21 protein-coding genes are annotated in these 23,868 nt (G+C 68.7%); 1 reads left to right on the top strand and 20 read right to left on the bottom strand.

The window, feature by feature from the left end:
* Positions 1–3: 3 nt before the first annotated feature.
* From AC3WQR_RS02615 to dksA, 10 genes are all read right to left on the bottom strand, one after another.
* Positions 4–1,443, bottom strand: a complete 1,440-nt coding sequence (locus AC3WQR_RS02615) for a UDP-N-acetylmuramoyl-tripeptide--D-alanyl-D-alanine ligase (RefSeq protein WP_492741065.1) — start codon at positions 1,441–1,443, stop codon at positions 4–6.
* A 5-nt stretch (positions 1,444–1,448) separates the two neighbouring features.
* Positions 1,449–3,014, bottom strand: a complete 1,566-nt coding sequence (locus AC3WQR_RS02610; protein WP_492741064.1) for a UDP-N-acetylmuramoyl-L-alanyl-D-glutamate--2,6-diaminopimelate ligase — start codon at positions 3,012–3,014, stop codon at positions 1,449–1,451.
* A gap of 1 nt (position 3,015) precedes the next feature.
* Positions 3,016–4,770, bottom strand: coding sequence for a peptidoglycan D,D-transpeptidase FtsI family protein (locus AC3WQR_RS02605; RefSeq protein WP_062474234.1), 1,755 nt, complete (start codon positions 4,768–4,770; stop codon positions 3,016–3,018).
* A complete protein-coding gene (gene ftsL / locus AC3WQR_RS02600) occupies positions 4,767–5,108 on the bottom strand; it encodes a cell division protein FtsL (RefSeq protein WP_062474236.1) in 342 nt (113 codons plus the stop codon). The genes AC3WQR_RS02605 and ftsL overlap by 4 nt, the downstream gene beginning before the upstream one ends.
* A 2-nt stretch (positions 5,109–5,110) precedes the next feature.
* Entirely contained in the window at positions 5,111–6,034 is a 924-nt protein-coding gene (gene rsmH / locus AC3WQR_RS02595; protein WP_062474238.1) for a 16S rRNA (cytosine(1402)-N(4))-methyltransferase RsmH, read from the bottom strand.
* Positions 6,035–6,042: 8 nt separating this feature from the next.
* Positions 6,043–6,471 carry a division/cell wall cluster transcriptional repressor MraZ gene (gene mraZ / locus AC3WQR_RS02590; protein WP_056576192.1) on the bottom strand — a complete coding sequence of 143 codons (429 nt, stop codon included), beginning with the start codon at positions 6,469–6,471 and terminating at the stop codon, positions 6,043–6,045.
* 273 nt (positions 6,472–6,744) lie between these two features.
* On the bottom strand, positions 6,745–8,073 hold the full coding sequence (gene hslU / locus AC3WQR_RS02585; RefSeq protein WP_095743605.1) for an ATP-dependent protease ATPase subunit HslU: 1,329 nt from the start codon (positions 8,071–8,073) through the stop codon (positions 6,745–6,747).
* 2 nt (positions 8,074–8,075) lie between these two features.
* Entirely contained in the window at positions 8,076–8,621 is a 546-nt protein-coding gene (gene hslV / locus AC3WQR_RS02580) for an ATP-dependent protease subunit HslV (protein ID WP_056508874.1), read from the bottom strand.
* Between the two features lie 104 nt (positions 8,622–8,725).
* Positions 8,726–10,339: an STAS domain-containing protein gene (locus AC3WQR_RS02575; RefSeq protein ID WP_492741063.1), complete on the bottom strand. Its 1,614-nt coding sequence runs from the start codon at positions 10,337–10,339 to the stop codon at positions 8,726–8,728.
* Between the two features lie 84 nt (positions 10,340–10,423).
* Positions 10,424–11,314 carry an RNA polymerase-binding protein DksA gene (gene dksA, locus AC3WQR_RS02570; protein WP_409574652.1) on the bottom strand — a complete coding sequence of 297 codons (891 nt, stop codon included), beginning with the start codon at positions 11,312–11,314 and terminating at the stop codon, positions 10,424–10,426.
* A gap of 442 nt (positions 11,315–11,756) precedes the next feature.
* On the opposite strand from dksA, the gene AC3WQR_RS02565 reads away from it, so the two are divergent.
* The gene (locus AC3WQR_RS02565; protein WP_492741062.1) at positions 11,757–13,295 is read left to right on the top strand and encodes a YdgA family protein; all 1,539 of its coding nucleotides are present in this window, start codon (positions 11,757–11,759) and stop codon (positions 13,293–13,295) included.
* Between the two features lie 72 nt (positions 13,296–13,367).
* Here AC3WQR_RS02565 and AC3WQR_RS02560 read toward each other — a convergent pair whose 3' ends face one another.
* From AC3WQR_RS02560 to AC3WQR_RS02515, 10 genes are all read right to left on the bottom strand, one after another.
* Positions 13,368–14,420, bottom strand: coding sequence for a CobW family GTP-binding protein (locus AC3WQR_RS02560; RefSeq protein ID WP_062474247.1), 1,053 nt, complete (start codon positions 14,418–14,420; stop codon positions 13,368–13,370).
* Positions 14,421–14,521: 101 nt separating this feature from the next.
* A complete protein-coding gene (locus AC3WQR_RS02555; RefSeq protein ID WP_492741061.1) occupies positions 14,522–15,736 on the bottom strand; it encodes a class I SAM-dependent rRNA methyltransferase in 1,215 nt (404 codons plus the stop codon).
* Positions 15,737–15,797: 61 nt separating this feature from the next.
* Complete coding sequence (locus tag AC3WQR_RS02550; RefSeq protein ID WP_369631242.1) at positions 15,798–16,718, bottom strand: tyrosine recombinase XerC; 921 nt, start codon at positions 16,716–16,718, stop codon at positions 15,798–15,800.
* A 40-nt stretch (positions 16,719–16,758) separates the two neighbouring features.
* On the bottom strand, positions 16,759–17,346 hold the full coding sequence (locus AC3WQR_RS02545) for a YdcF family protein (RefSeq protein ID WP_235944226.1): 588 nt from the start codon (positions 17,344–17,346) through the stop codon (positions 16,759–16,761).
* Between the two features lie 53 nt (positions 17,347–17,399).
* On the bottom strand, positions 17,400–18,095 hold the full coding sequence (locus tag AC3WQR_RS02540) for a DUF484 family protein (RefSeq protein ID WP_095948166.1): 696 nt from the start codon (positions 18,093–18,095) through the stop codon (positions 17,400–17,402).
* Positions 18,092–18,976: a diaminopimelate epimerase gene (gene dapF, locus AC3WQR_RS02535; RefSeq protein WP_492741060.1), complete on the bottom strand. Its 885-nt coding sequence runs from the start codon at positions 18,974–18,976 to the stop codon at positions 18,092–18,094. The genes AC3WQR_RS02540 and dapF overlap by 4 nt, the downstream gene beginning before the upstream one ends.
* A gap of 76 nt (positions 18,977–19,052) precedes the next feature.
* Positions 19,053–19,874, bottom strand: coding sequence for an alpha/beta fold hydrolase (locus tag AC3WQR_RS02530; protein WP_139702990.1), 822 nt, complete (start codon positions 19,872–19,874; stop codon positions 19,053–19,055).
* A 60-nt stretch (positions 19,875–19,934) separates the two neighbouring features.
* A complete protein-coding gene (locus AC3WQR_RS02525) occupies positions 19,935–21,518 on the bottom strand; it encodes an MFS transporter (protein ID WP_492741059.1) in 1,584 nt (527 codons plus the stop codon).
* Entirely contained in the window at positions 21,511–21,909 is a 399-nt protein-coding gene (locus AC3WQR_RS02520) for a DoxX family protein (protein WP_492741058.1), read from the bottom strand. Before AC3WQR_RS02520 ends, AC3WQR_RS02525 begins: the two co-directional genes overlap by 8 nt.
* An 8-nt stretch (positions 21,910–21,917) precedes the next feature.
* Positions 21,918–23,819, bottom strand: coding sequence for an amidohydrolase (locus AC3WQR_RS02515; protein ID WP_492741073.1), 1,902 nt, complete (start codon positions 23,817–23,819; stop codon positions 21,918–21,920).
* Positions 23,820–23,868: the final 49 nt, after the last annotated feature.

Here is a 23,868-nt window from a genome sequence, read left to right as displayed (position 1 = left end):
GGCTCATGCGTCATGACCGGCCTCCTTTTGTTGTTGTGCTTCGATCGCCTGCACCACGCGCTCCATCTTCATGAAGCGCGACCCCTTGACCAGCACGCTGCCCAGCTGCGGCAGGCGGGCGAGCACGGCCGCGCGGAGCGTGTCGAAATCGTCGAAATGGCGTCCATCGACACCATCGTTGTTGTTGAAAGCCGTCGCCGCATGCACGGTCTCGCCGCCCAGCGTGTAGACGGCATCGAGGCCGCTCTGGCGCGCCCAGGCGCCGACCTCGGCGTGGAACTCCGGCGAGCGGTCGCCGACCTCGCCCATCTCGCCGAGCACCAGCAGGCGCGGCGCGGGCAGGCCGGTGAGCACGTCGATGGCGGCAATCACCGAGTCGGGGTTGGCGTTGTAGCTGTCGTCGACCAGCGTGAGCGCGTGTCCGCCGGGCAGCACGACCTCGCTGGCGCGCGAACGGCCCTTGACCGGCTCGAAGGCCGACAGGCCCGCGGCGATGGTGTCGAGCGACACGCCGGCGGCCAGCGCGCAGGCGGTGGCGGCGAGCGCGTTGCCCACGTTGTGACGGCCCGCGATGTGCAGGCGCGCCTCGAAGGCGCCCAGCGGCGTGCGCACGCGAACGCTCCAGGCGCCCTGCTGCCATTCGGCGCTGTCGAGCGAGATGTCGGCGTCGGCGTGCTCGCCGAAAGTCAGGCAGCGGCGCGAACCGCTCTGGCGCGCCAGGTCGGTCCACAGCGAGGTGAAGGTGTCGCCGTACGGGAACACGGCCGTGCCGTCGTCGGGCAGTTCGGCGAACACGGCGGCGTTCTCGATGGCGACCGCCTCGACGCTGGCCATGAACTCCTGGTGCTCGCGCTGCGCGTTGTTGACCAGCGCGATGGTCGGGCGCGACATGGCGGCCAGCCGCGCGATCTCGCCCGGATGGTTCATGCCCAGCTCGAGCACCGCCAGCTGGTGCTGCGCGCGCAGGCGCATCAGCGTGAGCGGCACGCCGATCTCGTTGTTGAAGTTGCCGGCCGTGGCCAGCGCGCGGTCGGCGCGGAAGGCGGCGAGCACGGCCGCGATCATCTGCGTGACCGTGGTCTTGCCGTTGCTGCCGGTGACGGCGATCAGCGGCAGGTTGAACTGCGCGCGCCAGCCGGCGCCCAGCGCACCGAGCGCGATGAGCGAATCGGGCACCTCGAGGCCTGCGAGGCCTGCGGCTTCGAGGCCGCCGTGCGCAATGGCGGCGACGGCGCCCTGCTTCTTCGCATCGGCCAGGAAGTCGTTGGCGTCGAAGCGCTCACCCTTGAGCGCAACGAACAGGTCGCCAGCGGCCAGGGTGCGGGTGTCGGTGTGGACGCGGGCGATCACGGTGGCCGGGTCGCCCACGAGGCGCGACCCCGGCACCCATTGCTGCGCCTGCGCCAGCGTGAGGTTGAGCGGTGTAGAGATAGGCGTGGCCATGGCGGTCATGCGGCACCCCGCTTTGCGAGCGCGTCGAGCGCGTCGAGCGCGTGGGTCTTGTCGGAGAACGGCAGGCGCTGGCCGGCGATCTCCTGCCACTCCTCGTGGCCCTTGCCGGCGATCAGCACCACGTCTTGCGGCGCGGCCTGGGCGATGGTTTCGGCGATGGCGCGCGCACGGTCGACCTGCACGCGGGCCGCCTCGACGCGCGTGAAGCCGCGCAGCGCCTGGCTGATGATCGCGTCGGGGTTCTCGTTGCGCGGGTTGTCGCTGGTGAGCACCACATGGTCGGCCTGCCGCTCGGCGACGGCCGCCATCAGCGGGCGCTTGATCGGGTCGCGGTTGCCGCCGCAGCCGAACACGCACCAGAGCGCGCCGCCGCGTTGCTTGGCCAGCGGGCGCAGGCCCGCGAGGGCCTTGTCGAGCGCGTCGGGCGTGTGGGCGTAGTCGACCACGGCCAGCGGCGCACCCTCGGTCGGCTGCACGCGGTCCATGCGGCCCGGCACGCTGCTGAGGTGGGCGCAGGCGGCCACGGCCTGGGCGAGCGTGAGGCCCAGCGCGCGCAGGGTGCCGAGCACGCCGAGCAGGTTGGCCACGTTGTACTGGCCGATGAGCCCGGTCGCGAGCCGTTCGGCCGGCGCCGTGCTGCCGTGCTCGGCCACGGTGAACTGCAGGCCCTGCGCGTCGTAGCCGATGTCGCGCGCCACCAGCCGTGCGGGCTTGCCGCCGGCGGAGACGGTCCAGACGTCGAGCGCGCCGATGCCGGCGTCCAGCAGGTTGGCGCACAGGCTGGCGCCGTGCATGTCGTCGATGTTGATCACCGCGGCGCGCAGGCCGGGCCAGCGGAACAGCTCGGCCTTGGCCTGCCAGTAGGCGTCCATGCTGCCGTGGTAGTCGAGGTGGTCCTGCGTGAAATTGGTGAACACGGCGACCGCGATGCGGCAGCCGTCGAGCCGGCGTTCGGCGATGCCGATCGACGAAGCCTCGATCGCGCAGGCGCCGAAGCCTTCGGTGACGAAGTCGCGCAGCGCGCGCTGCAGCATCACGGGGTCGGGCGTGGTCAGACCGGTGTAGGTGAGCTCGGGCGGCACGCCGATGCCCAGCGTCCCCACCACGGCGCAGGGCGACGGAGCGCCGCGCTCGGTGGTGCCGTCGGGGCGCATGGCGCGCACGCCGCCGGCCGCGCGCAGCGTGGACAGCGACTCGGCCAGCCACCACGCGGTGGAGGTCTTGCCGTTGGTACCGGTCACGGCCAGCAGGTCGAGCTGCGCCGAGGGGTTGTCGTAGAAGGCGGCGGTGATCGGGCCGGTGGCGGCCTTGAGGCCGGGGTAGCTCACGATGCGCTCGTCGCCGTCGAAACCGAAGGCGTCCACGCCCTCGTGCTCGACGAGGCAGGCCACGGCGCCCTGCGCCAGTGCAGCCGCCACGTGCTGGCGGCCGTCGGTCGCGGCACCGGGCCAGGCGATGAAGGCGTCACCCGGGCCGACCGCGCGGCTGTCGGCGAGCAACGCGCCCTGCACGCGCTCCTTGAGCCAGAACGCGGCGGTGGTGGGGGAAGTGAGTGTCAGCATGTCAGAAGCTCTCGGGGACGTCTTGCGTCTGCACGAGGGGTTTGACCGCCAGATCGGGCGGGACGTTCATCATGCGCAGGGTCTGCTGCACGACTTCGCTGAACACCGGCGCCGCGGCGAGGCCGCCGAAATACTGACCGTCGGTCGGCTCGTCGATCATCACCGCGACGATGATGCGCGGCTTCTCGATGGGCGCCATGCCGGTGAACCAGGCGCGGTACTTGTTGCTGGCGTAGCCCTTGCCGACCTGCTTGTGGGCCGTGCCCGACTTGCCGCCGACCGAGTAGCCCACCGTCTGCGCGCGCGTGCCGGTGCCGCCCGGGCCGGCGGCCATCTGCAGCATCTTGCGCACCGCGAGCGCATTGGACGGCGAGAACACCCGCACGCCGACCGGCGGCTCGGTGTTCTTCAGGATGGTGACCGGAATGATGGAGCCGTCGTGCGCGAACGAGGTGTACGAATGCGCCATCTGGAACAGCGACGCCGACAGGCCGTAGCCGTAGGCCATGGTGGCCTGCTCGACCGGCTTCCAGGTCTTCCACGGACGCAGCCGGCCCGTCACGGCGCCGGGGAACTGGATCTGCGGCTTCTGGCCGTAGCCCAGCGCGGTGTAGGTGTCCCACATCTCGTGGGGCGTCATCTTCTGGGCGATCTTGAGCGCGCCCACGTTGCTCGACTTCTGGATCACGCCCTCCACCGTCAGCGCCCCGTAGTTGTGGGTGTCGCTGATGGTGAAGCCGCCCAGCTGGTAGCGCCCGGGCGCGGTGTCGATGATGGTGGAGGGCTTGACGCGGCCGGCCTCCAGCGCCATCGCCACGGTGATGGGCTTCATGGTCGAGCCGGGCTCGAAGGTGTCGGTGAGCGCGCGGTTGCGCAGCTGCTCACCGGTGAGGTTCTGGCGCTTGTCGGGCACGTAGCTCGGGTAGTTGGCCAGCGCCAGCACCTCGCCGGTGGTGCTGTCGAGCACCACCACGCTGCCGGCCTTGGCACGGCGCGCCGTCACGGCGTCGCGCAGCTTCTGGTAGGCGAAGAACTGCACCTTGCTGTCGACGCTGAGCTGGATGTCGCGGCCCTCGACCGGCGGCACCTGCTCGCCCACGCCCTCGACCACGCGGCCCAGCCGGTCCTTGATGACGCGGCGCGAGCCGGCCTTGCCGGCCAGTTCCTTGTTGAACGCCAGCTCGATGCCTTCCTGGCCGTTGTCTTCCACGTTGGTGAAGCCCACCACGTGCGCGGCCGCCTCGCCCTCGGGGTACTGGCGCTTGTATTCCTTGCGCTGGTAGATGCCCTTGAGGTTGAGCGCGGCGATCTGCTTGGCGATGGGCTCGTCGACCTGGCGCTTGATCCAGACGAAGGTCTTGTCTTCGTCTTCGAGCTTCTTGTCGAAGTCCTTCTGCGGCATGCCGAGCAGCTTGGCCACCTGCTTGAGCTTGGCGCGCACCTCGGGGTCGTCGCGCTCCACGTCTTCGGGAATGGCCCAGATGCTGGGCGCCACCACGCTCGACGCCAGGATGAGCCCATTGCGGTCGAGGATGCGGCCGCGGTTGGCCGGCAGCTCCAGCGTGCGGGCGAAGCGCACTTCGCCCTGGCGCTGGAAGAAGCTGTTGTTGAAGACCTGCACGTACGCAGCCCGCCCCGCCAGCATGACGAAGCCGAAGGCGATGCCGGCGACGATGAACTTGCTGCGCCACACCGGCGTCTTGCTCGCGAGCAAGGGGCTGGTGGTGTAGCGCACGCTGCGGTTGCCGCGGCTCATCGGGCGGGCCTCGCGGTGGTGCCGGGCTTGGGCGGCGTGGTCGGCGGCAGCGGCGCGACGGCCGGGATCACCGAGCCGTCGGGGCGCACGTACTGCGTGATCGCCGGCGAGGCCGTGCGCATCTGCAGCTGTTCCTTGGCCAGCTTCTCCACGCGCAGCGGCGTGGCCTGGGCGCGCTTCTCCACCTGCAGGCGGTCATGCTCGGTTTCGAGCTTGCGCGTCTCCTGCAGGGCGCGGTCGAACTCCGTGTAGAGCTGGCGCGACTGGTACTGGGTGTGCACAAGGTACAAAGCCGTCGCAATGACGGCCAGCAGAAGAAGCAGGTTGATGCGCGCCATGGCTACCCGGCCTCCGTGCGTTCGGCCACCCGGAGGATGGCGCTGCGCGAGCGCGGGTTGCCGCGCACTTCTTCTTCGGACGGCTTGATGCGCTCGAGCGCGTGCAGCTTCATCACCTTGGGCGCAGCGAAGGGCGCGCGGCGGTCGTAGACCTCCTTCGAGTGCTTGGCGATGAACTGCTTGACGATGCGGTCTTCGAGCGAATGGAAGCTGATCACCGCGAGCCGGCCGCCGGGCGCGAGCACCGACAGGCTGGCCTCTAGCGCTTGTTGCAGCTCCTCAAGCTCGGCGTTGATGAAAATCCGAAAAGCCTGAAATGTGCGCGTTGCAGGGTTCTGGCCCTGCTCGCGGGTTTTGACCGTGCCAGCCACGAGCTCGGCCAGTTCGGTGGTGGTTGAAATTGCGCCCCGTTCTTGTCTGCGAGCAACAATCGCCTTTGCAATCTGAACAGCAAACCGTTCTTCGCCATAGTCACGGATCACCTCTGCAATTTGTTGAAGTTCGGCCGTTGCCAGCCATTCGGCCACGCTCTCGCCGCGCGTGGTGTCCATGCGCATGTCGAGCGGACCGTCGAAACGGAAACTGAAACCGCGCACCGGGTTGTCGATCTGCGGCGAACTCACGCCCAGGTCCATCAGCAAGCCGTTGACGCTGGCATCGGGCAATTCGCCCAGCGAGCGGAATCCCTGGTGGCGGATAGAAAAACGCGCATCCGAGATGCGCGCTGCTTCGGCCACCGCTTCTGCATCCTTGTCGAATGCGATGAGCCTGCCTTCCGGCGCCAGCCGCGCGAGGATGGCGCGCGCATGTCCTCCGCGGCCGAAGGTGGCGTCCACGTACGTGCCCGTGGCTGCCGCGCTGCCGGAAAGAAGGGCTTCCACCGCCTCGTTCAACAAGACGGTCGTGTGGGTCAGGGGGGTGTTCACGGGGCTCCTCAGAACGCGAAGTCCTGAAACACATCCGGCATCTCGCCCTGGGTGGCCTCGGCCTCCTTGGCCTCGTAGGTCGCCTTGTCCCAGAGTTCGAAGTGGTTGCCCATGCCCAGCAACAGCGTCTCGCGGTTGATGCCGGTGGCGGCGCGCAGCTCGGGCGACACCAGCACGCGGCCGGTGCCGTCCATCTCGACGTCCATCGCGTTACCGAGGAAGACGCGCTTCCACCACTGCGCCGACATCGGCAGCGCAGCAATGCGTTCGCGGAATTTTTCCCATTCGGGACGGGGGAACACCATCAGGCATCCGTGCGGATGCTTGGTGATCGTGAGCTGGCCGCCTGCCGTGGCGCTCAGGACGTCGCGATGCCGGGTCGGCACGGAGAGCCGCCCCTTGGCATCCAGACTGAGCGATGAAGCGCCTTGAAACACGACCACGAAACCCCTGTGGTGGGAGGTGCCGCGACACCCGGAAGGGGCGTTGCCCGCACTTTTTCCCACTTAACTGCACTTTTTTCCACTGTAGCAGGAAACACTTGCGACGCAACTGGGGCTCGGGGGTATTTTTTGTAATGGAATCAACGACTTAGCGCCGATTTCCAAACCTGGAAATCGGCGAATTGTGTTGAAAATGAAGTACTTAGCTCACGCAGTGAAAGTGATGCGTGAAGGACGACCCCGTTACAGGGGCCGAGGGAGGCGGCTTCAGAGGATGAAGCGCGAAAGGTCTTCGTCGTGACTTAGTGCCGCGAGGCGCTCGTCGACATAAGCGGCATCGATGCGGACCGTCTGGCCCTCGATGCGGGTGGCATCGAAGCTTACCTCATCGAGCAGGCGCTCCATCACGGTCGACAAACGGCGCGCGCCGATGTTCTCGGTGCGCTCGTTCACCTCGAAGGCGATGGCCGCCAGCCGCGTGATGCCGTCGGGCGCGAAGTCGAGCGTCACGCCTTCGGTGGCCAGCAGCGCCTGGTACTGCTTCACGAGCGAAGCGCGGGTCTGCGTGAGGATGCTCTCGAAGTCCGACACCGAGAGCGACTGCAGCTCGACGCGGATCGGAAAGCGCCCCTGCAGCTCGGGAATGAGGTCGCTCGGCTTGCTCAGGTGGAACGCGCCGCTCGCGATGAACAGCATGTGGTCGGTGCGCACCACGCCGTACTTGGTGGACACGGCCGTGCCCTCCACCAGCGGCAGCAGGTCGCGCTGCACGCCCTGGCGCGAGACGTCGGAGCCCTGCGCTTCGCTGCGCGTGGCGACCTTGTCGATCTCGTCGATGAACACGATGCCGTTCTGCTCGGCATTGGCGATCGCCTGCGTGCGGATCTCGTCCTCGTTGACCAGCTTGGCGGCCTCCTCGTCGATCAGGAGGCGCATCGCCTCGGCGATCTTGAGCTTGCGCGTCTTGCGCTTGCCGCCGCCGAGCTGGCCGAACATGCCGCGCAGTTGCTCGGTCATTTCCTCCATGCCGGCCGGGCCCATGATCTCCAGCGGCGCGCGCGTTTCGGCGAGGTCGAGTTCGATCTCCTTGTCGTCGAGCTGGTGCTCGCGCAGCTTCTTGCGGAAGGCCTGGCGCGTCGGGTTGGGGCTGTCGAGTGCGGGCGCAGCGCCGTCGACGCCGCGCGCCGGGGGCAGCAGCGCATCGAGGATGCGCTCCTCGGCCGCGTCTTCGGCGCGGGCGCGCACCTTCACGCTTTCGGATTCGCGCGTCTGCTTGACGGCGATCTCGGCCAGGTCGCGAATGATGGAGTCGACGTCCTTGCCCACGTAGCCCACCTCGGTGAACTTGGTGGCCTCGACCTTGATGAACGGCGCGTCGGCGAGGCGGGCCAGGCGGCGGGCGATCTCGGTCTTGCCGACGCCCGTCGGGCCGATCATGAGGATGTTCTTCGGCGTGATCTCGTGGCGCAGCTTCTCGTCGACCTTCTGGCGGCGCCAGCGGTTGCGCAGCGCGATAGCCACGGCGCGCTTGGCGGCCGGCTGGCCGACGATGTGGTTGTCCAGCTCGGAGACGATTTCCTGGGGGGTCATGGACATGGTCAGAGCGCTTCCACCGTGTGGTTCATGTTCGTGTAAATGCAGATTTCTCCGGCGATCGCCAGCGATTTGCGCACGATCTGCTCGGCCGAGAGCTCGGTGTTGTCGATCAGCGCCTTGGCCGCCGACTGGGCGTAGGCACCGCCGGAACCGATGGCGATCACGCCGTCTTCAGGCTCCAACACGTCGCCATTGCCGGTGATGATGAGCGAAGTCGTGGCGTCGGCCACGGCCAGCATGGCTTCGAGCTTGCGCAGCACGCGGTCGGTGCGCCAGTCCTTGGTGAGCTCGACCGCCGCGCGGGTCAGGTGGCCCTGGTGCTTTTCAAGTTTGGCCTCGAAGCGCTCGAAGAGCGTGAAGGCATCGGCTGTGGCACCGGCGAAACCCGCCAGGACCTTGCCGTGATAGAGCCGCCGCACCTTGCGCGCCGTGCCCTTGATGACGATGTTGCCGAGAGTGACCTGCCCGTCCCCGCCGATGGCGACCTGATCGCCTTGGGGGGTCTTGCGGCGCACGCTCACGATGGTGGTGCCGTGAAACTGTTCCATCGCAGCCATCTGGGGATGGGCCCCGCCAATGCAACCCTTGCGGTCGGACAAACTGCTGGCGGAAAACACGGCCGCGCAGGGGCCGCGGAACCCCTGTGGCGGGGTCAGTTCTTGCGGACGGCGACCGTGGCGTGGTCGGTGATGCCGATCAGCCCGAACAGCGCGGCAATCAGCCGGTGCGCATCGACGAACTGCACCCGCTCGCCGTTCGCATCGCGCTCGCGGACCCAGCTCAACAGCGTGCCGGCCGCCGTCAGGTCCATGCGCAGCAGGGCCGCGCACGAGATGACCGGCGCCGTCGTGTGGCGCAGGTCGTGGTCCAGGCGCTGCCAGCACGACAGCGAATCGCCGCGCAGGTCGCCCGCCAGCGCGGCAAAACCGCTGTCGGTGGACGGGAAGCTCTCGGAATCGCCCCCGACCGACAGCAGCGACCAGACCGAGCTCGGCCGGCTCGCCGGCGGCGCGGCCAGCGAGGTGCACTCGCCCTTCGGGTCCTGCCAGGACGGCGGCGACACCTCGTAGGTGATGCAGTAGTTGAGCGCCACCAGCTCGAAGTCGTCGGGCAGGTGCATCATGCGCAGCGCCGCCAGGCGCAGCTGCCACCACGCGTCGTCGGGATGGCGCTCGTTGTTGGGCGTGGCCGCGGCCAGCACGGCCATGAGCTGCGAGGCGCCGAAGAAGCGCAGCTGCACCGGCGAATCGGACCAGTGCGCGAACAGGATGCGCAGCGGCGCGGCGGCCGGCGGATCGATCTCGGTGAGCGCGCGCCAGTCGAGCGTCCAGACCATGCCGGCCTGCGAGAGCGCGCGCGTGAGCGCCATGAGCCCCTCGCGCGTCAGGTGCGCGGGACTGGCCCAGTCGGCGGCGCCGGTGGTGTCGGAGGCCGCCTCGGCGTCTTCGCTGGCGGTGACGGCCTTCACGCTGCGGGCAAGCTCGTCGAGCGAGACCCAGTCGGGCCCCATGCGCTTCATGCGCTGCGCATAGCGCATGCGGGCGGCCGCGAACTTGGCGGCGTCGCCGGTGGCGCGGTACAGGTCGAACAGCGCACGCCAGCGGGCGTCGTCGCGCTCCAGCGTGACGGCTGCGGCAGTGTCGTCGGTGGAGAACGCACTTTCGGCGGCCAGCGCCTGCAGCAGGATGGCTTCGGCGCCGGTGTCGTCACCGTGCGCGAAGCGGATCACCGCTTCTTCGAGCGCGCCGTCATGCGCGAGCCGGGACGGCTGAGGCGCGGGGACAGCTGCGGTGGCAGCAACCTCTGGCGCTGCGGCCACGGGCGCAGAAGCAGCCGGCTCAGCCGGCAACTGGTCGCCGCCACTGTCGACCGGCGGCAGCGTTTCAGCGCCCGCGTCGGGCGGCGGATTGACCAGCGTCTCCCCGTTCGGCCCGCGGCCCTTCCACCACTGCTGCGACATCTGCTCTTCGATCTCGTCGATCTTCTTGAGCGTGAGTGCGCGGCCTTCGGATTTTTCGGAGGTGCTGTTGAGGTTGAACGACGACGGCGTGACCGTCGCCTCGAAGGCATGGGCCGCCGCCTCGCGCTGGCGCAGCTTGCGCAGCATGTCGAACTCGCGGCGGCGCACGAAGTCGTTGCGCTGGCGCCGCTCGATCATTTCCTTCAGCATCTCGCGGCTGTAGGTCTGCTCGGGCAGCGACGAGTCGGAGGACGGCGTGTCCAGCTCCGACCAGTCTTTCAGGGGATTTCGAACGAACTTGGCCACCTTCGAAAAAAGGCGGCCTGACTCTTCCTTTGGCATTCAGAGAAGGTTATCGAAAGCGCGGGTTCCGTTCTACCGTGCAGCCGTTCAATCCCCGAACATTTTCTGCTTGAGCTCGCGGCGCTGCTGCGCTTCGAGCGAGAGCGTGGCGGTCGGGCGGGCCAGCAGGCGGCCGACGCCGATGGGCTCGCCGGTCTCGTCGCAGTAGCCGTAGTCGCCGGCGTCGATGCGCTGGATCGACTGCTCGATCTTCTTGAGCAGCTTGCGTTCGCGGTCGCGCGTGCGCAGTTCGAGCGCGTGCTCTTCCTCGATGGTGGCGCGGTCGGCCGGGTCGGGCACGACCACGGTGTCTTCGCGCAAGTGCTCGGTGGTTTCACCGGCGTTCTCGAGGATGCCGCGCTTGAGTTCTTCGAGCTTCAGGCGGAAGAACGCCATCTGCTTGTCGTTCATGTACTCGTCGTCGGGCATCGCGATGACCTCGGCGTCGCTCAGCTCGGCGGGCGTCTTGGTCTTCCAGTTGTTGGCCAGCTTCGGGTCTTTCTTGACGGCCAGGGGCGGCGGCGGCACCAGCGCGGTGGAAGGCGCCTGCGAGAAGCTGGATTTGGCGGCGGTCGAGGCCACGGATTGCGGCATCGAAGGCACGGTCAGTTGCGACAGCCGGGACACGCGGCCACCACGCGCAGCGGGAGCGGGCGTAGCGGGGATCGAGGGTGTCGCCGGGGCGGAAGAAGAGGCGGCAGCCGTTTTTTTCATGGGGGTCGGGGGAGCAGAAAGGGCGGCCGCAGGACGGCCGACCGGTTGGGATGACGTAGGCGCCGCGCCCGCGGACTTGGTTGCGGGCTTGGCGGACTTCTTGGCAGCCGCGGTCCCGGTCTTGGCCGGGGTTGCCGCAGGCTTCTTGGCAGCGCTTTTCTCTTTCGCGGCAGAGGCAGCAGCAGCGGTGGCAGAAACCTTCTTCGTCGCGGGTACAGCCTTCACAGCCGTCGCCTTCTTTGCGGCGGGCTTGGTGGCTGGCGTGGCCTTGGCGGCGGGTTTCTTCACGGTGACTGGCTCCTTGTACGAACTGGAACGCGCTTTCACTGGGTGTCTCCTCCCAAGGGAACCGTTGCGGGTGTCAGGCCGCGTCGGCTCACGTTGTCGGGGGCGTCCTCAAGTGGTGAACCCCGGGGTTATACCCCCGAAAGCCCGCCAAAAACCCTTGGCGCCCCGTGCCGTAAGTCATATCTCGCCCCTGTGGACGAAGCATGGCTCCCGGAACAGGCGCGCGATTGTATAGAGAACTCGAAACGCAAGGCCATCGGGTGACGCACTGCCCTGCTCCGGTAGCATCGCCCGGCGCCGCCACAGGGGGTGGCGCAGGCACGCCGCGGGTCGGGGAAACACCGCGGCGGCCCTTCAAACAACCGATCGGAAAATAATCTTGAGCAAAAAAGCAGTATTGGGAGTCCTGGCCGCGGCCATCGCCGTCGCCTACGGCGGCAGCACCTGGTGGGCCGGCACGCAAATCAAATCGAGCTACGACGTCGCCCTGGGCGAACTGCCCAAGCAGACCGCGTTGGTGCGCGTGATCGAGCGCAGCTACGAACACAACTTCTTCGGCGCCGTGAGCACCGTGACGCTCGAACTGGGCTGCCCGGCCGAGGCCGAAGCCGCCACCGCCCCTGCCGCGTCGGCGCCCGCCGCCGCGCCGGCCGCTGCCACGACCGACGTCGCCGAAGCCGCGACCGAAGGCGACGAAGAAGAACCCGCCGGAGACGACAGCGACGCCGCGGCCACCCCGCCCAAGCCCGTGCGCATCACCATCCGCGACACCATCCGCCACGGCCCGATCGCCGGCGCCGCGCTGGCCGCGGCCGTCATCGACAGCGAACTGGTGCTCGACGCCAAGGCGCAGGCCGAGGCCGAGAAGCTGTTCGGCAAGGCCAAGCCGCTGACCGCGCGCACCCAGGTCGGCTTCGGCGGCGGCTTCACCAGCGACTTCACCGTCGCGCCCGCCAAGCTGGTCGAAGAAGGCAAGGGCGAGTTCGCCTGGCAAGGCGCGCAGGCCCGCCTGGACATGAACGCGGCCCGCACCCACGTGCGCTATGACATGACGATGCCCGGCCTGGACGTCAGCACCGCCTCCAAGGGCGTGCAGGTCAAGATGGGCAAGTTCACCGCCAAGGCCGACATGGACGGCAGCGCCGGCTGGATGCTGGCCACCGGCAAGTCCGAAGGCCGCCTCGACAGCTTCGAGCTGAACGCGCCCAAGGGCCTGGGCCTGGGCGCAGGCACCGAGGCCGCCCCCGCCAAGGCGATCAAGGTGCTGCTGCAAAGCATCGACCTGACCGGCGAAGCCACCATCAAGGACGGCCTGTACGCCTCCGAAGGCGCCTTCAAGGGCAAGGGCAAGGTCAACGAGACCGCCATCGACAAGTTCGAGATCGCCAGCAGCGCACGCCGCATCCAGGCGGCCGGCTACAAGAAGCTGGCCGACGCCTGGCTGCAGTCGACCGCCGGTGCCGGCTGCGGCCAGCGCAGCAAGGCCCAGAAGGACGCGATGCAGGCGCTCATCGAGCAGCTGGCGCCCGACCTCAAGGCCATGGCCAAGCACAGCCCCGAAGCCGGCCTGGACCGCCTGCTGGTCGAGATCGGCGGCCACAGCGCCGAACTCAGCTACTCGGTGGCCCTCGCCGGCGTGACCGACGAAGACCTGCAGCTGCCCGGCAACGCGCTGGTGCTCAAGCGCGGCGTGCTCAAGGCCAACGCGCGCCTGCCCGTGAAGTGGATCGAGAAGCTGGCTGAAACCGGCGCCGAGAGCGGCCGCACGCCGCCGCCTGAAATGCTCGCGGGCCTGATCGAACAGGGCGAGCAGAACGGCTACGTGAAGCGCGCAGGTGACGACGTGGTCAGCCAGGTCGAGTTCAGCGAAGGCCAGCTCAAGCTCCTAGGCAAGCCGATGGGGAATTTCGGCAAGTAGCCACTGTCTGCCCCATGAAAAACGGCGCTGACCTCGCGGTCAGCGCCGTTTTTTCATGTCAAGCGGGCGTGCTCAGACCAGGCACTGCTCCAGCCCCTGCTCCAGGATCTCGCGCGGCAGCTCGATGCCGATGAACACCATGCGGCTCTGGCGCGCCTCGTCCTTGCCCCACTCCGGGCCCAGGTCGCTGCCCATGAGCTGGTGCACGCCCTGGAAGATCACCTTGCGCTCGGTGCCCTTCATGTTCAGCACGCCCTTGTAGCGCAGCATGCGCGGACCGTAGATGTTGACGATGGCGCCCAGGAAGTCTTCCAGCTTGGCCGGGTCGAAGGCGCGGTCGGCCTTGTAGACGAAGCTCTTCACGTCGTCGTCCGTGTGGTGATGGTGACCGTGCCCTTCGTGCTTGTGCGAGGGGTGGTCGCACGCCTCGCCATGCGCGTGGTCATGGTCGTGGTGATCGTGGTCGTCTTCCTTCAGGAAGTCGGGGTCGATGTCCAGCTTGGCGTTCAGGTTGAAACCGCGCAGGTCGAAGATGTCCTTCAGCGGCACGTCGCCGAAGTGCGCCTTCTGCTGCGGCGCGCGCGGGTTCATGTGCTTCAGACGGTGAATGAGCGCGTCGGTCTCTTCGGCCGACACCAGCTCGCTCTTGCTGATGAAGATCTGGTCGGCAAAGCCCACCTGGCGGCGTGCTTCCTGGCGGTCGTTGAGCTGCTGCGGCGCATGCTTGGCATCGACCAGCGTGAGGATCGAGTCGAGCAGGTAGCTCTCGGCGATCTCGTCGTCCATGAAGAAGGTCTGCGCCACCGGGCCGGGGTCGGCCAGGCCGGTGGTCTCGATCACCACGCGGTCGAAATCCAGCAGGCCCTGGCGCTTCTTGGCGGCCAGCAGCTGCAGCGCTTCGCGCAGGTCTTCGCGGATCGTGCAGCAGACGCAGCCGTTGCTCATCTGCACGATCTGCTCCTTCGACTCGGTCACGAGGATGTCGCTGTCGATGTTCTCCTCGCCGAACTCGTTCTCGATGACCGCGATCTTCTGGCCATGGGCCTCGGTCAGGATGCGCTTGAGCAGCGTGGTTTTGCCCGAGCCGAGAAAGCCGGTCAGGATGGTCGCGGGGATGAGGGCCATGGAAAAGTGCTCCGGAAACGGAAAACAGAAAAAGGCGGGGGATTGGCGGGCAGTTTAGCCAATGCCACTGAGTTGCGTTGCCGACGGGGTCAAGCCCTCGTTCACAGGGGCTTTCTCACCACCACCAGCCCCTTCAGGTACTCGCCTTCCGGAAACTCGATGGTCATCGGGTGGTCGGGCGCGGCGCCCAGACGTTCGGCGATGTAACCGTCCACGCCGGCGTCCAGCCCGGCCGAGGCCACGATCTTGTGGAACAGGTCGGCGCTGATGCCGCCCGAGCAGGAAAACGTGAGCAGCACGCCCCCCGGCTCCAGCAGCTTGAGCGCCAGGCGGTTGATGTCCTTGTAGGCGCGCGCGGCGCGCTCGGCGTGCGCCACCGTGGGCGCGAACTTCGGCGGGTCGAGCACGATGGCGTCGAAGGTGCGGCCCTGGTCGATGAACTCGCGCAGCACCGTGTTCACGTTGGCGTCGAGAAACTCCGTGGCAATGCCCTGCCCTTCGAAGCCGTTGAGCGCCAGGTGCGCGCGCGCCCGCTCGAGCGCGGGCTGCGACGAATCGACCGACACCAGCGAGGCGCCCTCGAGCGCCCCGGCCGCCTTCAGGCCCGCGAGCGCCGCCACGGTGAAGCCGCCCGTGTAGCAGAAGCAATTGAGCACTCGGCGAAAACGCCGGTGCTGCGCCAGCTCGGCAAAGCGCTGGCGGCTGTCGCGCTGGTCGAGGTAGAAGCCGGTCTTGTGGCCGGTCGCGATGTCCAGCGACAGCTGCCAGCCGTGTTCGCGGATGGTGATCTGGGTTTCGCCCTCGCCGCGCAGCCAGCCCGTGACCGGCTTCAGGCCCTCGCGCTCGCGGCCGCTGGCGTCGGAGCGCTCATACAGCCTGGTGAGCCCCGTGGCCTTGAGCAGCGCATCGGCCAGCACGTCTTTCCAGCGCTCCACGCCGGCCGACAGGAACTGCGCCACCAGCGTGTCGCCGTAGCGGTCGACGATCAGCCCCGGCAGGCCGTCGGCCTCGCCGTGCACCAGCCGCACGCCGTCGCTCTGCAGGTCGAACAGGCCGCGCGCGTTCACCGCGCGCGTGCAGACCGTGGAAAAAAAAGCAGCGTCGATGCGCTGCTTCTCATCAAAGCTCCAGGCCCGCGCCCGGATCTTGGAGGTGGGGCCGAAGGCCGCCCACGCGAGAAAGTGGCCGTCGTGCGACTCCACGCGCACCGTTTCCCCCGAGTCCGCGCCGCCGCGCGCAATGGCGGATTCGAAGACCCAGGGATGGCGGCGTTGGAGCGAGCGCTCCTTGCCCGGCTTGAGGCGGAGGGTTTTCATGGGAGATGAATGAAAGAAGAAATGAAAGACGAAAGAAAACGATGCAGGCGACGGGTGACGGCTACTTGCCGTCCTTGTCCGACCGGGCCTTGGCGCGCGGATGCGCCGCGTCGTAGACCTTGGCCAGGTGCTGGAAGTCCAGCCGCGTGTAGACCTGCGTGGTCGCGATGTTGGCATGGCCCAGCAGCTCCTGCACCGCGCGCAGGTCGCTGCTCGACTGCAGCACGTGGCTCGCGAACGAGTGGCGCAGCATGTGCGGATGCACCGGCGCGGCCAGGCCGGCCTTCAGGCTGCGCTCGCGCAGCAGCTTCCACACCGCCTGCGACGACATGCGCGCACCGCGCGCGCTGACGAACAGCGCCGGCTCCTGGCGCTCGCCGCGCACCGCGAGCCAGTCGCGCAATGCCTCGGCCGCCTTGCTGCCCACGGGCACGCTGCGCCGCTTGCTGCCCTTGCCGAGCACGTGGGCTTCCATGGCATCGAGGTCGACCCAGCCGAGCGCCGTGGCGCTGGCCTGGGCGTCAAGCCCCGTGAGTTCGCTCACGCGCAGGCCGCAGCCGTAGAGCATTTCAACGATGGCGCCGTCGCGCGCTTCGGTCCAGGGGTCGGCCTCGGGGTCGTACAGCTCGGCCAGGCGCACCGCGTCGTCCACGCCCAGCGCCTTCGGCAGCGGGCGGCCCGCCTTGGGCGCGTGCACGTCCTGCACCGGGTTGAAGCCGATCAGCCCTTCATGGCCGAGCCAGCGGTAGAAGCTGCGCCAGCACGACAGCACCAGCGCAATGCCGCGCGGCTCGCGCCCGGCGCTGTGCAGCTGCGCCATCCAGCGGCGGATGTGGGCGGTCTGCACGCGGTCCAGCGGCAGGTTGGCCTCGGCGGCATGGTCGGTCAGCGCGCGCAGATGGAATGCATACAGCTCGACCGTGCGCGGCGCGAGCCGACGCTCCACGCGCACGTGTTCGAGGTATTTGTCGATCCATTCCATGGTGTCGTCGTGCTCCGTGCGCTGCGCGGGGCCGCGCTAGCTAGAACAGATAACCGAGCGACGCATTGTTCACGATGGCCGCCGGCTCGCGCAATGCGCCCTTGAACAGCATGCCCCAGCGGCGCCAGCACGAGGTGGGCGCAGCGGCGTACTGCACGTCGAAGGCCTGGTCGAAGCCGCTGGCACGCACCAGGCGTTCGATGCGCCACAGGTGGTAGGGCTCCGACACGATGATCACGCTGCGCACGCCATTGGCTTCGAGCACCGTGCGCGACAGCGACAGGTTGGCGCGCGTGGACGACGACACCGACTCCAGCACCATCGGCCCCGTGTAGCCCTCGGCCGTGGCGTGGTCGCGCATCACCTCGGCTTCGATGCGGCCGTCTTCCACGTCGACACCGCCCGAGAACACCAGCGTCTGCGCACGACCGGCGCGCGCCAGCACGATGCCCTGGTCGACCCGGCCCGTGAGGCAGGGGTTGGGCTTGCCGTCGAGGTAGGCGCGGTTGCCCAGCACCAGCGCCACGTCGGCCGCGCGCGGCATCGGGCCGGCCAGTGCGGCCTCGGCGCGCTGCCAGATCACGCCCGCGATGGCGGCATAGGTGAGCACGCCGGCCAGCAAGACCACGCACAGGCCGGTCAGCCAAGGCCGGCGTCGCCACCCGCTTCGCGCGGAACGGCTCAAGGGCGCAGCCGCGACAGCGCGCCCGACGACAGCTCGGCGATGCGCTCGAGAAAGTCCGTGCCCATTTCGGCGTTGAAGCGCTGCGCGTCCGGCGAGGCCAGCACCAGCAGGCCGAAGGCCGGCGACTCGGCGTCGGGTCGCAGCGGAATCAGCGCGATCGACGCGGCGCCCTGTGGCTCGGGCAACCAGTTGGCCGCCTCGAAGCCCGCGTTGAGCCCGCAGTACGGCGAAGTGAGCGAGGTGGCCAGCGCCTTCACGTCGTCGCTCACCCACTGGGCATAGGCTTCATTCAGGTACTCGGTGCCGCAGTCCCACACCTTGATGGCCGTTTGCGGCACCAGGAACAGCGACTGCAGGTCGACCGCGATGCGGTACGGCAGGCTGCGCGGGTCGCGCGTGGTCAACAGGCCCTTGGTCCAGCGCTGCAGGCGGTCGGCGATGACGACGTTTTCGGTGCCGTGGCGCACCATGTCCATCAGGCGGTGCTCCAGCGCCTTGATCTTCTCGCGCAGCATCTCAGCCTGGCGCTCCTGCAGGCTCACGGCGCGGTTGCCGTGCGGGCTGGTCAGCTGCACCTGCGCCAGCAGCTGGGCGTGGCGTTCGAAGAAGTCGGGCGTGTTCGACAGGTAGTTCGCGATGTCGTCTTCGGTGATCGGGTTCATGGCGTTGTTGTCGTGGGTGAATGGGGTCATGGCTGTTCCGAAATGTCGGGCACGTCGATCTCGCCCTCGAACACCGTCGTGGCCGGTCCTGTCATGAGCACCGGCCGGCCGTCGCCCTGCCACTCGATCGTGAGAATGCCGCCGTGCGTCTGCACGTCGACACGGGTGTCCAGCAGCCCCAGGCGGATGCCTGCCACCACCGCCGCGCAGGCGCCCGTGCCGCAGGCCAGCGTTTCGCCGGCGCCGCGCTCGAACACCCGCAGCTTGATGTTCGTGCGGTCGACCACCTGCATGAAGCCCGCGTTCACGCGCTGCGGAAAACGCGGATGGTGCTCGATCTGCGGGCCCTGCTCGGCCACCGGCGCGGTGTCGACGTTGTCGACCACCTGCACCGCGTGCGGGTTGCCCATGGACAGCACCGCTACCGAAACGATAGCGCTGCCGGCCCGGGTGCCCAGGGCGAGGTGCCAGGTCTGCCAGTCGCCCCGGTGCTGCGGGTCGAGCCCGGCCGTGTCGAAGGGCACGCGCACCGGCTCGAAGACCGGGGCGCCCATGTCGACCGTCACGCGGCCGTCGTCGCCCATGCGCGGTTCGATCACGCCGGCCAGCGTCTGCACGCGCACGTCTTTCTTCTCGGTCAGGCCGTGCTCGCTCACGAAGCGCATGAAACAGCGCGCCCCGTTGCCGCACTGCTCCACCTCGCCGCCGTCGGCGTTGTGGATCACGTACTGGAAGTCGATGCCCTCGGCAGGCGACGGGCGCACCGTGAGGATCTGGTCGGCGCCGACGCCGAAATGGCGGTCGGCCAGGAAGCGGTACTGCGCGGCCGTGAGGCCCAGCGTGCCGCGCGTTTCGTCCAGCACGACGAAATCGTTGCCGGCTCCCTGCATCTTGGTAAAGCGGATTCGCATCGCCGGATTATCGCCACCGGCGCCGCCCTTCGCGCCGAAAGGGCCGCAGGGCGCGGCCCTTTCGACACACCCGGCCTCAGCCCTGGATGAACGCCAGCAGGTCGGCGTTGACCTGCGCCGCGTGCGTGGTGCAGGTGGCGTGCGGCGCGCCGGCGTACAGCTTGAGCTGGCTGCCCTTGATCATTTCGGCCGCCAGCTTGCCCGTGGCCTCGAAGGGCACGACCTGGTCGTCGTCGCCGTGGATCACGAGCGTGGGCACGTCGATCTTCGCCATGTCGGGGCGGAAGTCGGTCTCGGAGAACGCCGTCACGCAGTCGATGGTGGCCTTGATCGAGGCCTGCAGCGCGATCTGCAGCGTCTGCTTGAACACGCCCTGCGACACCTTCGCGCCCGGGCGGTTGGTGCCGTAGAACAGCGTGCTGAAGTCGTCGATGAACTGCGCCCGGTCGGCGGCCAGCCCGGCGCGGATGCCCGCGAAGAGCGACGCCTCGGGGCCCACGGGATGGTCGGCGGTCTTCATGAACAGCGGCGTCACCGCGCTGATGAGCGCCAGCTTCGCCACGCGCGCGCTGCCCTTGCGCGCGATGTAGCGCGTGACGTCGCCGCCGCCCATCGAGAAGCCCGCCAGGATCACGTTTTTCAGGTCGAGCTTTTCGATCAGCTCGGCGATGTCGTCGGCGAAGGTGTCGTAGTCGTAGCCGGTCCAGGGCTGGCTGGAGCGGCCGAAACCGCGGCGGTCGAACGCGATGACGCGGTAGCCGCGCTCGGCGAAGAACAGCATCTGGGCGTCCCACATGTCGGCACTCAACGGCCAGCCGTGGCTGAAGACGATGGGCTGGCCGCTGCCCCAGTCCTTGTAATAGAGCTCGGTGCCGTCGCGAAGGGTCAGTGTGGTCATGGTTTTTCCTTGAGATGGACGAAAGGGTGAAAGGGAAAGAGAAAGAAGAATCCGCGCCGCTCAGAGCGCCAGGAAGTGATGCACCTCGGGCTTGCCCGGGCCGATGTGAAAGCGCAGCGCCTCGGCCTGCAGGTCGGCGTCGGCGTGCGACACGCGGTGGTGCTGGCGCAGGTGCTCGGCCCACGACTCCACGAGGAACCACTCCATCACGCGCTCGGCGTCGGCCATATGCTCGTGCACACCCCAGGCGTAGGCGCCGTCGCGGCGGCGCTCCAGCGACAGGCGCTTCATCGCATCGAGGAACGCCGGCCGGTCTTCCTTGCGGATGCGGTACTCGACCTGGATCATCACGGGCCCGCGGTCGTGCGCCACCGGCTCGGCCAGCAGCGGCTCGGGCCAGTGGTTCGAGGCCTGCAGGTCGGCCTCGCCGGCGGGCAGCCGCACGCGGTGGAACACCAGCCCCATCACCACCAGCCCCACGGCGCCCGCCACCAGCGTGGCCGGCACGCCGATCTGCTGCGCGACCAGGCCCCAGCCCAGGCTGCCGGCGGCCATGGCGCCGTTGAACACCGTGAGGTACACGGCCAGCCCGCGCCCGCGCACCCAGTTCGGCAGGATCGACTGCGCCACCCCGTTGAGCGTGGTCAGCGCAATGATCCAGCCCAGACCCAGCACGCCCAGCATCGGCACCGCGAGCCATTGCGGCGGCGCGAACACCAGGGCGCCCATCACCGCGGCTGTGAGCAAAGAGGCCAGCAGCAGCATGCCATCGGCATCGAGCCGCGCACGCAGCCGCGGCATCACCAACGCACCACCGATGGCGCCCGCGCCCACCGCGCCGAGCAGGATGCCGTAGAAGCTCGCCGTGCCGCCGAGCATCTGGCGCGCCACCAGCGGCAGCAGCGCCCACACCGAGCTGGCGAACAAAAAGAACACCGCCGCGCGCAGCAGCACCACGTGCAGTTCCTTGCTGGCCCGCGTGTAGCGGATTCCCGCGCGGAAGGCGCCGAAGAAGTTCTCGGACAGCCCGCTGTCGACCGCCGCCGGGCGCTTCCACCACAGCAGCGCCGCGATCACGAACACGTAGCTCAGCACGTCGAGCCCGTAGGTGGCGGCTGCGCCGAAGCTCGCGAGGATCAGCCCGCCCGCCGCCGGCCCGATGGAGCGCGCGATGTTGATGCCCAGCGAGTTGAGCGCCACCGCGCCCTTCAGCTCGCTGCGCGGCACCAGCTCCGGCACGATCGACTGCCAGGTCGGCCCCATCAGCGCCGCGCCGATGCCGCCCACGAAGGTCAGCGCGACCAGGTATTCGACCGTGAGCGCGCCCGTGTGCGACAACACCAGCAGCGTGCCGCTCACCGCGGCCAGCAGCACCTGCACGAAGATCAGGAAGCGCCGGCGGTCGAGGATGTCCGAGAGCACGCCCGCCGGAATCGCCAGCAGGAAGATCGGCAGCGTGGCCGCCGTCTGGATCAGCGCCACCGCCGTCGGGCTGGCCGACAGGTCGGTCACCAGCCACGAGCTGGCCACGTCGCGCATGAAGCTGCCGATGTTGCCCAGCACCGTGGCGGCCCACAGCACGGCGAAGACCGGCTGGCGCAGCGGCGCGAAGGCGCCGGCGGCTTTGGCTTGGGGCTCAGTCATCGTGGCGCTCCTTGAGGTCGAGCCAGGCGACGAGCAGGAAGCCGCCGACCAGGCCCAGGTGTTCGAAGAAGGCGTTGGCCGCCATGAAGCGCTCCTGCCCCAGCGGCATCTCCCAGAAACGCAGCGCGACAAAAGTCGCCATGAGCGTGAAGCCGCCCAGCGCGAGCGCGCCGAGCCAGCGCCAGAAGCCGGTGAGGATGAGCGCCGCGGCGCCCAGCTCCAGCACGATCACCGCCACGGCCAGCGGGCCGGCCGGCGCCAGGCCGAAGTGGTTCATCTCGGCGATGGCGGCGTTGAAGTCCAGCGCCTTGTTCAGGCCGCCCTGCAGGTAGGCCGCGCACAGCAGCAGCAAGGCGATCCAGCGCACGGCGGGCGACAGGGTCCAGTGCATGGCCTTCATCACACCGCCCAGCAGGCGCAACCCAGCGCGCCCCAGAAGCTCTTCAGGTCGGCGATGGGCAGCTTGCTGCTCCAGGCCGTCGCGTGGCTGTGGCCGTGCACGTTGCAGTCGTTGGCGCAGGCGCACGACATCGCGGCGTTGCGCATCACCTTCTGCAGCGGCGCGCCTTCCGCGGACCGCGCCGTGTCGGCCCAGCCCGCATAGCCGCCGAAGGTGCGCGCGGGCGACCAGTCGGGCATGGCGGGCGGCAGGCCGCCTTCGTCGTGCGCGGCGAACGGGCCGGCGCCGTAGACCACCTTGCCGCCCACCATCGTGAGCAGCGCCGTGGTGTCGGCAATCTCCGATTCGGCGCAGGCGAAGAAGTCGCGGTCGGGCACCACCAGGTCGGCCAGCTGGCCTTCCTGGATGCGGCCCTTCTTGCCCTCTTCGTTCGAGAACCAGGTGACGTTCTCGGTCCACATGCGCAGCGCGGCCTCGCGGTCCAGGCAGTTGCGCTGCGGGTACAGCCGCATGCCGCCCACCGTCTTGCCCGTGACCAGCCACGACAGCGACACCCACGGGTTGTACGAGGCCACGCGCGTCGCGTCGGTGCCGGCCGACACCTTCAGGCCGCGCTCGAGCATCTTCTTGACCGGCGGCGTGGCCTCGGCCGCGCCGGGGCCGTAGCGCTCGACGAAATACTCACCCTGGTAGGCCATGCGGTGCTGCACCGCCACGCCGCCGCCCAGCGCGGCGATGCGGTCCATCGACTTCTCGGAAATCGTCTCGGCATGGTCGAAGAACCAGTTCAGGCCGGCCAGCGGCGTGTCCTTGTTGACCTTCTCGAACACGTCGAGCGAACGGCTGATGGTTTCGTCGTAGGTCGCGTGCATGCGCCAGGGCCAGCGGTTCTGCGCCAGGATGCGCACCACGCCTTCGAGGTCGCCTTCCATCTCGGGCGCCATGTCGGGGCGCGGCTGGCGGAAGTCTTCGAAGTCGGCCGCCGAGAACACCAGCATCTCGCCCGCGCCGTTGTGGCGGAAGTAGTCGTCGCCCTGCTTGTACCTGGAGTTCGCGGTCCAGTTCAGGAAGTCGTCCTTCTCGGCCTTGGGCTTCTGCGTGAAGAGGTTGTAGGCCAGGCGGATCGTGAGCTGCCCGTCGTCGTGCAGCTTCTGGATCACCTCGTAGTCGTCGGGATAGTTCTGGTTGCCGCCGCCCGCGTCGATGGCGCCGGTCACGCCCAGGCGGTTGAGCTCGCGCATGAAGTGGCGCGTGGAGTTGAGCTGGTAGTCGAAGGGCAGCTTCGGCCCCTTGGCCAGCGTGGCGTACAGGATGGCCGCGTTCGGCTTGGCCAGCAGCAGGCCCGTGGGGTTGCCGGCGCTGTCGCGCACGATCTCGCCGCCGGGCGGCGCGGGCGTGTCTTTCGTGTAGCCCACGGCGCGCAGCGCGGCACCGTTGAGCAGCGCGCGGTCGTACAGGTGCAGGATGAACACCGGGGTGTCGGGCGCCACCGCGTTCAGCTCGGCCAGGGTCGGCAGGCGCTTCTCGACGAACTGGTGCTCGGTGAAGCCGCCCACCACGCGCACCCACTGCGGCGCGGGCGTGATCGCCACCTGGCGCTTGAGCATGCCCATGGCGTCGGCCAGGCTCTTCACGCCGTCCCAGCGCAGCTCCATGTTGTAGTTCAGGCCGCCGCGAATGATGTGCAGGTGGTTGTCGATGAGGCCCGGCAGCACGCGCTGGCCCTGCAGGTCGATCACGCGGGTCTGGCTGCCGGCCAGCGGCAGCACGTCTTCGGCGCGGCCCACGCGGGTGAAGCGGCCGTCCTTGATGGCCACCGCGTCGGCCGTGGGGTTGGCACGGTCCAGCGTGGTGAAGCGGCCGTTGCGCAGGATGAGGTCGGGGGTCTGGGTGGTGGCCATGGTGGATGCGGGTGCGAGAGAGGTGGCTGCAAAGGCGCCGAGGGCGCCC

Source organism: Variovorax sp. FW305-3-2-15-B-LB1 (assembly GCF_058787635.1).
The sequence above is the reverse complement of the archived record's forward strand: the minus strand, read 5'-3'. Positions and strand labels throughout refer to the sequence as shown.